Below are 13,181 nucleotides of genomic sequence, written 5' to 3'. Positions count from 1 at the left end.
CGTTATCTTTCGAATCGAAACTTAAAGCCATCATGTCAAAACGCAACACACCTCAACGTCGCCACAATATCCTCGCCTTGCTCAATGAACAGGGCGAAGTGAGCGTTGACGAGTTGGCCAAGCGTTTCGAAACCTCTGAAGTTACGATTCGAAAGGACCTGGCCGCCCTGGAGAGCAATGGCTTGCTGCTGCGCCGTTACGGTGGAGCGATCACCATGCCCCAGGAACTGGTCAGCGATATTGGCCAGCCCGTATCCCTCTACAAGCAGGCCATTGCCCGCGCTGCGGTGCAGCGTATCCGTGAGCATGCCCGGATCATCATCGACAGTGGCAGCACCACCGCCGCGATGATCCCCGAGCTGGGCCTGCAGCCTGGCCTGGTGGTCATGACCAACTCGCTGAATGTGGCCAACGCCCTGAGCGAGCTGGAGCACGAGCCGGTGCTGTTGATGACCGGTGGCACCTGGGATCCGCATTCCGAGTCCTTCCAGGGCCAGGTGGCCGAGCAGGTTCTACGCTCATACGACTTCGACCAGCTGTTTATCGGTGCCGATGGCATCGATCTGGCCCGTGGCACTACCACTTTCAACGAACTGCTGGGTTTGAGCCGGGTCATGGCCGAAGTGGCCCGGGAAGTGGTGGTGATGGTCGAATCCGACAAGATCGGCCGCAAGATTCCCAACCTGGAGCTGCCGTGGAGCAGCGTCCATACCCTTATTACCGATGATCGCCTGCCCTTAGAGGTCCGCGACCAGATCCAGGCCCGCGGCATAACTCTGATTTGCGCGGCTGTCAGCTAGGAGAGAAACCATGTGTGGAATTGTTGGCGCCGTTGCTGAACGCAATATCACCGCCATTTTGCTGGAAGGCCTCAAGCGCCTCGAATACCGCGGCTACGACAGCGCCGGTGTGGCGGTCTATACCAATGCCGGCAAGCTGGAGCGCATGCGGCGCCCGGGCAAGGTCAGCGAACTGGAGCAGGCCCTGGCCAGTGAGCCGCTGGTCGGCCGCCTGGGCATCGCCCACACCCGCTGGGCCACCCACGGTGCGCCATGCGAACGTAATGCCCACCCGCATTTCTCCGGCGACCTGGCGATCGTGCACAACGGCATCATCGAGAACCACGAAGCCTTGCGCGCTCAGCTCGGCGCCCTGGGTTACGAGTTCACTTCGGACACCGACACCGAAGTCATCGCCCACTTGCTGAACCACAAGCTCAAGGACCTGGGAGACCTCACCAAGGCCCTCAAGGCCACCGTCAAGGAGCTGCATGGTGCCTACGGCCTGGCCGTGATCAGCGCCAGCCAGCCGGACCGCCTGGTTGCGGCCCGCAGCGGCAGCCCGCTGGTGATCGGCCTGGGCCTGGGGGAAAACTTCCTCGCCTCCGACCAGTTGGCCCTGCGCCAGGTCACCGACCGCTTCATGTACCTGGAAGAAGGTGATATCGCCGAAATCCGCCGCGACAGCGTGCAGATCTGGGACATCAACGGCAAGGCCGTGGAACGCGAAGCGGTGCAGTACCGCGATGGCGCCGAAGCGGCAGAGAAGGGCGAGTTCCGCCACTTCATGCTCAAGGAAATCCACGAGCAGCCATCCGTGGTGCAGCGCACCCTGGAAGGCCGTCTGAGTGCCAACCAGGTACTGGTCCAGGCCTTCGGTCCGCAAGCCGCCGAGCTGTTCGCCAAGGTGCGCAATGTGCAGATCGTCGCCTGCGGCACCAGCTACCACGCCGGCATGGTCGCCCGTTACTGGCTGGAAGAACTGGCCGGCATCCCCTGCCAGGTGGAAGTGGCCAGCGAGTTCCGCTACCGCAAGGTGGTGGTGCAGCCCGACACCCTGTTCGTGACCATCTCCCAGTCCGGCGAAACCGCCGACACTTTGGCCGCTCTGCGCAATGCCAAGGAGCTGGGCTTCCTCGCCAGCCTGGCGATCTGCAACGTCGGCATCAGCTCCCTGGTGCGTGAATCGGACCTGACCCTGCTGACCCAGGCCGGTCGCGAGATCGGCGTGGCCTCGACCAAGGCCTTCACCACCCAACTGGTGGGCCTGCTGCTGCTGACCCTGTCCCTGGGCCAGGTACGTGGCACCCTGGCCGCCGGCGTGGAAGCCGAGCTGGTGGAAGAGCTGCGTCGCCTGCCGATCCGCCTGGGCGAAGCCCTGGCCATGGATGGCGTGGTGGAAAAAACGGCCGAGCTGTTTGCCGACAAGCACCACACCCTGTTCCTCGGCCGTGGTGCCCAGTACCCGGTGGCGATGGAAGGCTCGCTCAAGCTCAAGGAGATTTCCTACATCCACGCCGAAGCCTATCCGGCCGGCGAGCTCAAGCACGGCCCCCTGGCGCTTGTGGATAACGACATGCCGGTGGTTACCGTGGCACCGAACAACGAGTTGCTGGAAAAGCTCAAGTCCAACCTGCAGGAAGTGCGCGCCCGTGGCGGCGAACTGATCGTGTTCGCCGACGAGCAGGCCGGCATGACCAATGGCGAAGGTACCCACGTGATCCAGATGCCGCACATCCACGACATCCTCTCGCCGATCCTCTACACCATCCCGCTGCAGCTGCTGTCCTACTACGTGGCCGTGCTCAAGGGCACCGACGTCGACCAGCCGCGCAACCTCGCCAAGTCGGTGACCGTGGAGTGAGTTATCCACAGTGACCGCCCAGGTGCTCGCTCTTGCAACAAGGCGCTCCAGATGAGCGCCTTGTTGCAGGGGGCTGCTTCACATGGCGCCGACTCAGTTGGGCGCTAGCAGCGAGCGAAAGCGTGAATCGCTGCGGGTTGGGGCCAGGGTGTACAGCTGTTCTTTCTTGTCGATCCAGGTGTAGAGCGCGTATTCCTTGTCGCTGTCACCAACGTGTTTGCCCAGGCCATAAACCGAAAGATGACTGCTCGGGGTATTGCCATACGTGTAGAACATTGAGCAGGTGCGGTTACGTTGTTTGTCGCGCCAGGTGTAGTGATGGACAGCTTGATTGCCAATGTACAGGGGCTCGCCATCCACCGTCAGGTTGCCACGATCAAGGCGATCGAAGAGGAAGTTCATGGCTTCGATCTCGAAACCATCATGGTTGAATTGGTCAAGGTTGCCGACCAGTGTGATTGCAGGATTCAAAGTGGGCATATCAGGCCTCTCTCTACTGTGATGGGTTGCCAAAATGGCAAGCCCATCTCAGCGCCATGCCGCTGCCAGCATCAGTAGGAAACAATTCCGCGACAGCATTCGGGGCGATATTTCCTTGGGCTGGCGAGACAGTCTTTAATCTTCACTATCACTCAAGTGATGGTCCTGGATCATCGAAGCTGACACAGCAAGAGGGGAGCCCAGCCAAGCTCCCCTCTTTGTTATTTCCCTTTGCCTGCCTGCAGCGCTCGTCGCTCAGGCGTGGCGGTGCTGAACAGCGCTCAGCGCGAATGCTGTATCGAAACAATGTCGCCAGTCGACGCGTCGATATCCACCCTGAACATTGCCTGGTCACGCTGACGGCTGAACATGCAGGTAAAGATGCTGGGCGAAACCTGCGGGAACTGCTCGAACCAGCTGTAGATACCTGCTTCGAGCTGGCCATTGATCAGTAACTTGTCGGCAATCCTGATCTGTTGCTGGCGGTCGCCGGAGACCACGTAGAGGGTTGCGGCCACGCCCGTATCGTCATCGTTCCACAGGATGGCCAGGTGTTGCCGATCCGGCACCACGATCGCCAGCAGGCCGCGGCTGTTGACCACGCTCAGGAGCTGTTCCTGCCAGCGCCAGCGAGCCTCGACGACCCGGCAAGGAGACCACCCCAGGGCGATCATCTGGTCCACCGTCATGTTTTCGTCGATGACCTTGCCGTCTTCGCGGATCCGCTCGAAATCACTAATCACAACTTTCACTCCACAGGCAGCACACCAGGCGTGCCGACAATTTTCAGATTCCTGTCACCGACGAACTCCACCTGCTGCACGCCGCCCTTGTAGTTCTCCAGCGGGCCGGTGATACCACTGTGAATCTTTTGCGGTGCGGTGGTTTCGACGGTGATCACATGGGATACGTCTGTCTTGAATCGATCGAGGATCACCAGTTTATCCCGAGCGTAGGCCTGGCTGGGAATCGGCTCGGGGGCGGCGAAACCTCCGAAGGCTGGCTTGCCCTGCATGATGGCTTCGGCCTGGCCCTTGGCGACGACCATCTGGTATTGCCTTCCCGGTGGCACTATTTCGGTCTTGACCTGGGTGCCTTCCAGCCAAGCCGGCAAGTTGCCCTCGGCGACCATCGCCTCGTTGACCTGGGCGGCCGTGCGCACCTCGAGCACCTGCGACTGGTTGGCCAGTCGCGCGGCATTGCGTTCGGCGCTCAACTTGGCCATTTTCGGCCCGGCGCCGAGCAGCGCCAGGCCGGCGATACCTTGCAGCAGGTCGCGGTAGCCCGGGCCGAGCCGGTCGCCGAGCTGGCCCAGCAACTCCATGCCGCCATAGATCGCGGCCCCCACCGCCACGGTGGTCAGCAGGGCCGCGAGGCCGGCCATGGCGGCCAGCACCAGCGCGCCGGCGGCGGCGACCAGGCCCAGCGCCTCCAGGCCGGTATGCAGCCAGCCCTCGATATCCAGCACGAATTCCACCTGCAGCGTCGGACCGCCGATGAAGGTGTTCGGGCTACCCGACTTGATATGCGCGCCGCAGGTCATCTTGCTGCTCAGTCGCGCCGCCGGCTTGCCGTTGATATACACGGTAGCGCTGCCTTCGGCGATGGTGACCGGGAAGGGCCAGGGGGGATGCGCCACGGGAAAGCCGGTACAGGAACTGGACACGTCCTCGCCGGCACGCATGGCATTGCGCAAGTTGACGAATACGTTGGGACTGCCCCTTATGAGTTCACCGGTGGTTGGCTCGGGCAGATCGAAGATGGTCGACAGCCCCTTCACCAGCTGGAACATCGACAGGCCACCGGCGGCGACCGAACCCGCCAGGATCACCACCGCCAGGCCGCCTGTTGCCGCGGTCGCCGCAATGATGGCCGCGCCAATGAGAGCGCCTGCGACCGCGCCGGCGAGCATGGCAGCAACTCCGAATCCATGGGCGATGTCGTCGCCCAACCGCGCTGCGGCCTGTACATCCATGCTGAGACTCCGCCTGCGATGCGATACGCATCTTCCCTGGGGCCAGTGGGTGGCCCGAGCGGCGGATTATCAAAGAGTAACCGGGGGCGCGGCAAGAGCTGGAAGGCAGTCTGTCGTCACAGGGGACCACTCGCGCTTCACGCCGCCGGCGGGAAGGAACCAAACGGCTGGGGTGCACCCTTGTCCTTGCTCGCCTGTCCGCGTTGGATCTTCGAAAAACAATTGAAATCAGAGCGTTATTTTTGTGCGACAGTTTTGGTTCTGCGAATCCACTGCGAGTGCCAGTGGACGCCCCGGCGAATCCCGACTTGTGCACAGGCCGGAATTTTTTAGCGCGCTAATGGAAAACCAATGACACTTCGCCTGATTCATGGATGGATGATCGTTCTGATGGTGGCTGTCCTGGGCCTGGGAGTCCTGACCCCAGTGCTCTCCAACAGCCTCTTGCTGCTGATGGACCGAACCAATTTCATTCCTGCTGAATCGTCCATCTGGACCTTTGAACCGACCCTGATCAACCAGGGTTCCTCTTCCTATTGGCTATACGGTGAAGATCAGCAGTACTACTTCTATTTTTCCTACGCCCAAGACCAACCTTACCGGTTGATTGCCAAAACCAACCGTTGCCCTGGATTCGACAAGCACGAGGTGCAGACCTGGTGCGCTCCCTGACGTCGTGGCCGTGGATTATGCTGCGCGTGCGGGGCGCCTGTCGGGCGGGCGCTGCCAGGTGAGATAAGACATGGACAGGTTTCAGGAAATGCAGGTGTTCGTCTGTGTCGCCCAGGAGCAGGGGTTCGCCGCGGCTGCGCGGCGCCTTAACCTGTCGGCGGCCAGCGTCACCCGGGCCGTGGCAGCCCTCGAACAGCGCATCGGCACCCAGTTGCTGGTACGCACCACCCGCAAGGTGCACCTGAGCGAAGCCGGGCAACGTTATCTGGAGGACTGCCGACGCATTCTCGCCGAGGTGCAGGATGCCGAGGCCTCGGCCGCCGGCATCCACGCCCAGCCACGGGGGCAACTGAGCCTGACTGCGCCGGTGCTGTTCGGCGATCTGTTCGTCACCCCGCTGCTGGTGCGTTACCTGCAACGTTATCCACAGGTCAGCATCAACGCCTTGCTGGTGGACCGAGTGGCGAACATGGTGGATGAAGGCATCGATGTGGCGGTGCGCATCGGCGAATTGCCGGACAGCGGCCAGCACAGCATCCGAGTAGGCCAGGTGCGCCGGGTGGTCTGTGCAGCCCCCGGATTCCTGGCGGCCCATGGTTGCCCCCAGCACCCCGATGACCTGCGCCAGGCTCCGCTGATTGCGCCATCCTCCACCGGCCAGGCGCGCCACTGGCAATTCAACGACGCCGGGCGCGCTCTGAGCCTGCGCCCGGAACCGCGGCTGCTGGTGAGCGCCAACCAGGCCGCCATCAGTGCCGCCTGCCTGGGGCTGGGCCTGACCCGGGTGCTGTCCTATCAGGTGGCCGATCAGGTCGCTGCCGGCCAGTTGCAGATCGTGTTGGCGGATTTCGAGCTGCCGCCCTTGCCGATCCACGTGGTGTACCAGGGCGGTCGCAAGGCGCCGGCGCGGGTACGCAGCTTTGTCGATTTCGCCGTGCAGGCCCTGCGCGAGCATCCATCGCTCAATACTTGATCAGCTTTATTGCGCTGGCTGAAATGCCGGATTGCGATTTCTGGTGATTCTGTTGTTTTGCGTCATGGACCAAGATGGCCCTGCCAGCGCGGCCCTTCGACCGCGTCCCAGCCTGCGGAGTCGAGCATGTCCCTGCTTCCCATCAAGTTCTACAACTTTCCCCGGTCCGGCCACGCTCACCGCGTCGAGCTGATGCTGTCGCTGCTGGACCTGCCTACCGAAACCATCTTTGTCGACCTGGCCCAGGGTGCCCACAAGCAGCCCGAATTCCTGGCCCTCAACGCCTTTGGCCAAGTACCGGTGATCGATGACCAGGGCACGGTGCTGGCGGACTCCAACGCGATCCTGGTGTACCTGGCGCAACGCTATGGCAGCGGCCGCTGGTTGCCCACCGACCCGGTGGGCGCGGCGCAGGTACAGCGCTGGTTGTCGGTGGCGGCGGGGCCGATCGCCTTCGGTCCGGCGGCGGCGCGACTGATCACGGTGTTCGGCGCCACCTTCAATGCCGAGGAGGTCATTGCCCGCGCCCACGGCCTGCTCAAGGTCATGGACCAGGAACTGGCGAACCGGCCGTTCCTGGTGGGTGAACAGGCGACCATCGCTGACGTCGCCGGCTACAGCTATATCGCCCACGCGCCGGAGGGCAACGTGTCCCTGGCCGATTATCCCAACGTGCGGGCCTGGCTGGCGCGGATCGAGGCCTTGCCGGGCTTCGTGCCCATGCCGTCCACGGCGGCGGGGCTCAAAAGCGCCTGAGGCGCACCTGCGGAGGCAGCACCATGAGCAGCAGTTCCCCCTGGCATGCCGGCGAGCGGCAGTTGCAGGCCCGGGCCGGAGTGGCCGAGCGCATGGAGGCCTTTGGCACCAAGGTGATCCGCCAGGCGATGCCGGATCAGCACCGGCAGTTCTACGGGCAGTTGCCGTTCATCCTGGTGGGCGCGGTGGATGCCCAGGGCAACCCCTGGGCGAGCATTCTCGAAGGCCCGCCCGGTTTCGCCCAGGCCCCCGAGGCGACCCGGCTGCGCCTGGGCAGCCTGCCTGCCGCCGACGACCCCGTGCAGTTGCAGGAAGGTGCGGCCCTGGGCTTGCTGGGCATTGAACTGCACACCCGGCGGCGCAACCGCCTCAATGGCCGGGTCAGTGCTGTGGACCGTCACGGCTTCAGCGTGAGGGTGCAACAGGCGTTCGGCAATTGCCCGCAATACATCCAGCAGCGCGAGCTGCAGCAGGTGCCCTTGAGCGACCCCGCCAGCCGGCCGGCAAAGTATCGCGACGGCCTGGATGCTGAGGCTCGGGCCCTGATCGGTGGCGCCGACACCTTCTTTGTCGCCAGCTACGTCGACCTGGACGGCCAGCGCTCGGTGGATGTGTCCCACCGTGGCGGCCAGGCCGGGTTCGTCCGGGTCGAGGGCAATTGCCTGACCATCCCGGATTTTGCCGGCAACCTGCACTTCAACACCCTGGGCAACCTGCTGCTCAACCCCCGGGCCGGCTTGTTGTTCATCGACTTTCCCAGCGGTGAGCTGCTGCAGCTCAGCGGCCGCACCGAAATCATCCACGACGGGCCGCTGGTCAAGGCCTTCCAGGGCGCCGAGCGGTTGTGGCGCTTTACCGTGGAGCGGCTGGTACGGCGCCCGGCGGCGCTGTCCCTGCGTTGGCAGTTGCAGGGCTTTTCCCCCAACAGCCTGCTGACCGGCAGTTGGCCGCAAGCCGAGGCTCGGCTGCGCGCCACGGCCCTGGGCCAGCAGTGGCGGCCATTGCGGGTGACCCGGATCGAAGACGAAAGCAGCAGCATTCGCTCCTTCTACCTGGAACCGGCGGATGCAGCCGGCGCCCCAAGCTTTGTGCCCGGCCAGCACCTGCCCGTGCAGGTCGTGCTCGACGGCCAGCCGCTGATTCGCACCTACAGCCTGTCCAGCGCGCCTTCCGATGACTTTCTGCGTATCAGCGTCAAGCGCGAGGGCCAGGTTTCCCGGCACCTGCATCAGGCACTCAAGGTCGGCGACTTGCTGCAGGCCCGCGCCCCACAGGGGCGTTTCACTGCCGATGCGCTGTCGTCACAGCCACTGGTGCTGCTGGCGGCCGGGGTCGGCATCACACCGTTGCTGTCGATGCTGCGGGAGGTGCTGTACCAGGGCCTGCGCACCCGGCATACCCGGCCCACCTGGTTGATCCAGGGTTCGCGCACGCTTGCCGAGCAACCCTTTGCCAAGGAGCTGCAAACCCTGCTGGCGCAGGCTGGGGATTCAGTGCGGCTGCTGCGCCTGCTCAGCCAGCCGGAAGCCGGGGCCCGGCCGGGTGCTGGCTTCGATCATTGCGGGCGCATCGACGTGCAACTGCTGCTGGCGCAACCGGACCTGGATCTTGACCGCGCAGACTTCGTGCTCTGCGGCCCCGGGGCCTTTACCCAGGGCCTGTACGACAGCCTGCGGGACCTGGATATCGACGACCGGCAGATCCATGCCGAAACCTTCGGCCCTTCGACCCTGCGCCGCCGGCCGGACGCCGAGGCCGTGCCCTTTGCCCAACCGCCTGCCGCCACCCGGGCCGTGGCAGTGCGGTTCCAGCAGGCCGGCCGGGAGCTGTCCTGGGAGCCGACCAGCGGCAGCCTGCTGCAACTGGCGGAAAGCGCCGGCCTGCATCCGCCATTCAGTTGCCGTGGCGGCTCCTGCGGCACTTGCCAGACCCGGTTGATCAGCGGCCAGGTGAATTATCCACAGGTGCCTGCACAGTTACCGGAACCGGGGCAGGTGCTGATCTGCTGCGCGGTGCCGGCGGCTGTGGATAACCTGGTGCCAGCGTTGGTGCTGGACCTGTAGAAGCGGGAAAAAAGTCCTTGCGGCGATTGCTGCCAACCGCGCTGCTGCGTAGGCTGGCGGCTGCTTTGTCGCGGTAGCTGCGGGTTGTAAGTGAGGGGGAAGGCCCTGCGGTTCTTTTCGTTGCCTCGCGGGCCCGGTAGCGGCTACAGGCGATGTCGATCAGGTGTATGGCGCCCGGTATTCCGGGGCTTTTGCGTTAAAGGGAATCAACGATTCATGCTCCCCCGGTTTTTGCTCCGTCTTTGCGCCGTGCTGGTCTGCGGGCTGCTGCTCAATGCCTGTCGTCATGAAGAGGGGCCGCCCCTGGATCAGCAGCTCTATATCTGGCAACGCCAGTGGACCCCGGCCCACGCCGACGCCCTGGCAGGCTCGCGGGCGGACTTTTCCACCGTCCGGGTGCTGGCCCTGCAGGCTTTTCCACAGGCCGGCTGGAGCCGGGCGCGGATCGACGCCGCCTTGCTCAAGCAAGACGGTCGCCCACTGATTGCGGTGGTGCGCCTGGATGGCCAACTGCCGTCCCTGAACCAGGACGACATCCTCCAGCAGGTGCAGCAACTGCTGGCCGACTGGCAAGGGCAGGGCCTGACCCTGGCCGGCCTGGAGATCGACCACGATGCCGGCAGCGCCCGGCTGCCGGCCTATGCCGGGCTCCTGCGGCGGCTGCGCGAGGTGCTGCCGCAGCAGCTGGCCCTGAGCATCACCGCGCTGCCCGCCTGGCTCGACAGCCGCGAGTTGCCCGGGCTGCTGGCTCAGGTCGACAGCAGCGTGCTCCAGGTACATGCGGTCAGCGACCCCCGGCGCGGGCTGTTCGACCCGCACCAGGCTGAACAATGGGCCAGGCGCTGGGCTGGGGTAAGCGACAAGCCGTTCTACCTGGCCCTGCCTGCCTACGGCGTGGCCTTGCTGCCCGGCACCGCCCAGGCTCCAGTGGTGGAAAGCGAGGCGCCCATTGCGCGCCGGGGCCAGCGTCGGGAGCTGATGGCCGACCCCGAGCAACTGAGCCAACTGGCCAAGACCCTGCGCAATGATCCGCCGGCCCATCTGGCCGGGCTGATCTGGTTTCGCCTGCCGCTCAAGGGCGATGTCCGCGCCTGGAGCCTGGATACCCTGCGCGCGGTGGCCCGTGGAGACGTGCTGGACAGCCGCTTGGGCATCAGCCTGCAGGAGCAGGACGGTCTCTTCGATATCCGCTTGGACAACCCGGGCAATCTCGACCGCCCTTTGCCTGAACAACTGACCCTGGCCGTTGCCCAATGCGACGGATTCGACGGGCTGGGCGGTTATGCCGCCGAGCTGCGTGACGGCCAGCTGCTATTGACCCGCCAGCAGGCCGGCCGTCTGGCGGCGGGCGGCACCCGGGCCGTGGGCTGGGCCCGCTGTACAAAAATTGACCAAGGAGCTGCACATGTTCGTCCCTAGATCCCGCTACCTGCTGTGCCTGAGCCTGTGCCTGCCCTTGGCCCCGGCCTTGGCGTGCGGCCCGACCTTTCCCATGCGCCTGCTGGGGGATCGCCCGCAGACCCTGGCGCAGTTGCCGGAAGGCAGTTTCCTGTTCGAGGTCAGCCGCCTGGGCAAGCCCATCGTCGGGCTCAAGCCAGTCGTCCAGGATGGCTTCAGCCGCGATTACAACCTGCCTGAAAGCTATGAGGTGCAGGAGCGTAACTGGGCCGAACAGCAAGGGCTGGACGACGCCCAGAAAACCCTGGTCAGGCAGTTGCGCACGCTCAATGACCCGCGCCTGGCGGAGCAGCAAGGGGCCAGCCTGCCGCCGGAGATCAACCTCTACACCGCGGGCGCGGTGGCCTTCAGCGCCGGGGATCACGAGCGGGCGGCAGAGTATTTCCGCAAGGTGCTGGCGCTGCCCGCCGAGCAGCGGGCGCTGCGCAGTACCTGGGCCGCCTATTCCCTGGGCCGGGCCCTGCAAGCCATCAGTGAAGAAGCCAACGAGCTGGATGATCAGGGGCGCAGCGACACTTTGCTGGCGGCGCGCCAGGCGTTCGCCCAGACCCGCCAATTGAATATCGACGGCTTCAGCGACCCCCTGGAACTGGGCATCGCCAGCCTGGGGGAAGAGGCGCGCATTCTGAAGAACCAGAACCACTGGAGCGAGGCCATCGACCTGTATGCCAGCCAGAACCTGATGGGTTCGGACGTCGGCTACAGCTCGCTGAAGCAGGTGGTGGGGGAGTTGGGCGGCCTGTCGGACGCGCAGTTGCGCGAGCAGCTCAAGCAGCCTTCGGTGGCGCGCTTGCTCACCGCTTCGCTGGTCTCGCACCTGGGCTGGTCCTTCGGCGAACGGCCGGAATCCGAGGTGAAACTGATCAAGCTGCTGAGCCAGGGCACCGCCGGCACTTTCGACAACGCCGACCGCCTGGCGGCGCTGAATTACCAGAACGGCGATTTCGTCACCACCCAGCAGTTGCTCGAACATGCCGGCGACGGCGGCCTGGCCTGGTGGCTGCGGGCCAAGATGGCCGTGCGCAACGGCGACAAGGTGGCGGCTGCCGCGGCCTATGCCAAGGCCGCCGCGGCTTTCCCCCGGGAAGAGAGCTGGGGCTTTCGCGGTGATTACGACGGCAACTACGAAGACCTCAAGCCGGGCTGCCGGGTAGAAGGCGAAAGCGCCGTGCTGGCCCTGGACCGTGGCGACTATGTGCAGGCGTTCGAGCTGCTCTACCGCAGTGGCGACATTTACTGGCACGACGCGGCAACCGTGGCTGAGCGGGTGCTGACCCTGGATGAACTCAAGCATTTCGTCGACACCCAGGTTCCGGCGCCGCCGCTCGTCCCCCAGCAGCCCGATGCCTACTACGAGAGCCTGCCGATTGCCGCCCAGGTGCGCGAACTGCTGGGCCGGCGGCTGTTGCGCGAGGGCCGCTACGAAGAGGGCTGGGGCTACTTCTACACCCCCGAGCGCCAGGCTATCGCCAAGGCCTACGGCGAGTACCGGCGCAGCGCCGAGTCGGCCTGGCTGCCAACACGGCGAGCCGAGGCCTATTACCAGGCGGGCAAGCTGGCACGGGCTTCGGGGATGGAGATCCTCGGCTACGAGATGGGTCCGGACTACCACAGCCTGTGGGGCAGCTACAGCCTGGAAATCCCTCCGGTACAGGCCGGCCCGCTGATCAGTGCCGACGAAGTGCAGCGCCAGCAGGCCACCACTGCCGAGCCCGATGTGCGCTACCACTATCGCTACGTGGCCGGCGAGCTGGGCAACCAGGCGGCGGACTTCCTGCCCCACACCAGCCAGGCCTATGCCGCGGTGCTGTGCAAGGCGGCGCGCTGGACCCGGGGCAGCGATGCCGAGATCGAGTACTACCGGCGCTATGTGCAGAACGGTCCCTTTGTGGAGTGGGCCGGCAACTTCGGCATGAACTGTGAGGAACCGGACTTCGGCAGCGCCAACAAGCGCTACCTGACCCAGTGGCTGGACGCATCCCGTTCCGCGGTGGCCGAGCACAGGCTGGCTGCCGGCGCCGGTGCCGGCGTGCTGCTGTTGGGGGCGGCCTACCTGTTCCGACGCCGCCGCGCGGTGTCCTCGCACAAGGCGACATAAAAGCGTGCCCAGGATCCTGTAGCCGCTGCGGCAGGCTGCGTACGAGCTGGGCGGCACTCCGAC

11 protein-coding genes are annotated in these 13,181 nt (G+C 64.9%); 8 read left to right on the top strand and 3 right to left on the bottom strand.

The window, feature by feature from the left end; translation table 11 throughout:
* The first annotated feature begins 29 nt into the window (after positions 1 to 29).
* Complete coding sequence (locus KI242_RS31520) at positions 30 to 800, top strand: DeoR family transcriptional regulator (RefSeq protein ID WP_169892547.1); 771 nt, start codon at positions 30 to 32, stop codon at positions 798 to 800.
* Between the two features lie 10 nt (positions 801 to 810).
* Positions 811 to 2,643, top strand: a complete 1,833-nt coding sequence (gene glmS / locus KI242_RS31515; RefSeq protein WP_019095991.1) for a glutamine--fructose-6-phosphate transaminase (isomerizing) — start codon at positions 811 to 813, stop codon at positions 2,641 to 2,643.
* 93 nt (positions 2,644 to 2,736) lie between these two features.
* On the opposite strand, the gene KI242_RS31510 is transcribed toward glmS, so the two are convergent.
* The 3 genes from KI242_RS31510 to KI242_RS32035 all read right to left on the bottom strand — a co-directional run bounded on the left by KI242_RS31510 (position 2,737) and on the right by KI242_RS32035 (position 5,098).
* On the bottom strand, positions 2,737 to 3,123 hold the full coding sequence (locus tag KI242_RS31510; protein WP_015637570.1) for a hypothetical protein: 387 nt from the start codon (positions 3,121 to 3,123) through the stop codon (positions 2,737 to 2,739).
* Positions 3,124 to 3,404: 281 nt separating this feature from the next.
* The gene (locus KI242_RS31505; RefSeq protein ID WP_212805813.1) at positions 3,405 to 3,866 is read right to left on the bottom strand and encodes a hypothetical protein; all 462 of its coding nucleotides are present in this window, start codon (positions 3,864 to 3,866) and stop codon (positions 3,405 to 3,407) included.
* A gap of 5 nt (positions 3,867 to 3,871) precedes the next feature.
* The gene (locus KI242_RS32035; protein ID WP_015637569.1) at positions 3,872 to 5,098 is read right to left on the bottom strand and encodes a PAAR domain-containing protein; all 1,227 of its coding nucleotides are present in this window, start codon (positions 5,096 to 5,098) and stop codon (positions 3,872 to 3,874) included.
* 351 nt (positions 5,099 to 5,449) lie between these two features.
* On the opposite strand from KI242_RS32035, the gene KI242_RS31495 reads away from it, so the two are divergent.
* The 6 genes from KI242_RS31495 (at position 5,450) to KI242_RS31470 (ending at position 13,118) form a co-directional block, all read left to right on the top strand.
* On the top strand, positions 5,450 to 5,770 hold the full coding sequence (locus KI242_RS31495) for a hypothetical protein (protein ID WP_011064373.1): 321 nt from the start codon (positions 5,450 to 5,452) through the stop codon (positions 5,768 to 5,770).
* A 70-nt stretch (positions 5,771 to 5,840) separates the two neighbouring features.
* The gene (locus KI242_RS31490) at positions 5,841 to 6,743 is read left to right on the top strand and encodes a LysR family transcriptional regulator (protein ID WP_011064372.1); all 903 of its coding nucleotides are present in this window, start codon (positions 5,841 to 5,843) and stop codon (positions 6,741 to 6,743) included.
* A 126-nt stretch (positions 6,744 to 6,869) separates the two neighbouring features.
* Positions 6,870 to 7,499: a glutathione S-transferase gene (locus KI242_RS31485; protein ID WP_015637568.1), complete on the top strand. Its 630-nt coding sequence runs from the start codon at positions 6,870 to 6,872 to the stop codon at positions 7,497 to 7,499.
* 23 nt (positions 7,500 to 7,522) lie between these two features.
* Entirely contained in the window at positions 7,523 to 9,562 is a 2,040-nt protein-coding gene (locus KI242_RS31480) for a pyridoxamine 5'-phosphate oxidase family protein (RefSeq protein WP_212805812.1), read from the top strand.
* 216 nt (positions 9,563 to 9,778) lie between these two features.
* Complete coding sequence (locus KI242_RS31475; RefSeq protein WP_015637566.1) at positions 9,779 to 10,981, top strand: DUF3142 domain-containing protein; 1,203 nt, start codon at positions 9,779 to 9,781, stop codon at positions 10,979 to 10,981.
* Positions 10,968 to 13,118, top strand: a complete 2,151-nt coding sequence (locus KI242_RS31470) for a hypothetical protein (protein ID WP_015637565.1) — start codon at positions 10,968 to 10,970, stop codon at positions 13,116 to 13,118. Before KI242_RS31475 ends, KI242_RS31470 begins: the two co-directional genes overlap by 14 nt.
* The last annotated feature ends 63 nt before the right edge of the window (positions 13,119 to 13,181 follow it).

It is taken from the genome of Pseudomonas sp. Eqa60, from assembly GCF_018326405.1.
GTDB lineage: Bacteria > Pseudomonadota > Gammaproteobacteria > Pseudomonadales > Pseudomonadaceae > Aquipseudomonas > Aquipseudomonas protegens.
Note: the sequence above shows the minus strand (reverse complement) of the source record. Positions and strands in the feature narration are given on the sequence as shown.

What these genes read in the sequence shown, in the direction of transcription:
- glmS (WP_019095991.1), top strand. Translation starts at nt 811, where the DNA reads ATGTGTGGAATTGTTGGCGCCGTTGCTGAACGCAATATCACCGCCATT.
- KI242_RS31510 (WP_015637570.1), bottom strand. Translation starts at nt 3,123, where the DNA reads ATGCCCACTTTGAATCCTGCAATCACACTGGTCGGCAACCTTGACCAA.
- KI242_RS32035 (WP_015637569.1), bottom strand. Translation starts at nt 5,098, where the DNA reads ATGGATGTACAGGCCGCAGCGCGGTTGGGCGACGACATCGCCCATGGA.
- KI242_RS31495 (WP_011064373.1), top strand. Translation starts at nt 5,450, where the DNA reads ATGACACTTCGCCTGATTCATGGATGGATGATCGTTCTGATGGTGGCT.
- KI242_RS31490 (WP_011064372.1), top strand. Translation starts at nt 5,841, where the DNA reads ATGGACAGGTTTCAGGAAATGCAGGTGTTCGTCTGTGTCGCCCAGGAG.
- KI242_RS31485 (WP_015637568.1), top strand. Translation starts at nt 6,870, where the DNA reads ATGTCCCTGCTTCCCATCAAGTTCTACAACTTTCCCCGGTCCGGCCAC.
- KI242_RS31480 (WP_212805812.1), top strand. Translation starts at nt 7,523, where the DNA reads ATGAGCAGCAGTTCCCCCTGGCATGCCGGCGAGCGGCAGTTGCAGGCC.
- KI242_RS31475 (WP_015637566.1), top strand. Translation starts at nt 9,779, where the DNA reads ATGCTCCCCCGGTTTTTGCTCCGTCTTTGCGCCGTGCTGGTCTGCGGG.
- KI242_RS31470 (WP_015637565.1), top strand. Translation starts at nt 10,968, where the DNA reads ATGTTCGTCCCTAGATCCCGCTACCTGCTGTGCCTGAGCCTGTGCCTG.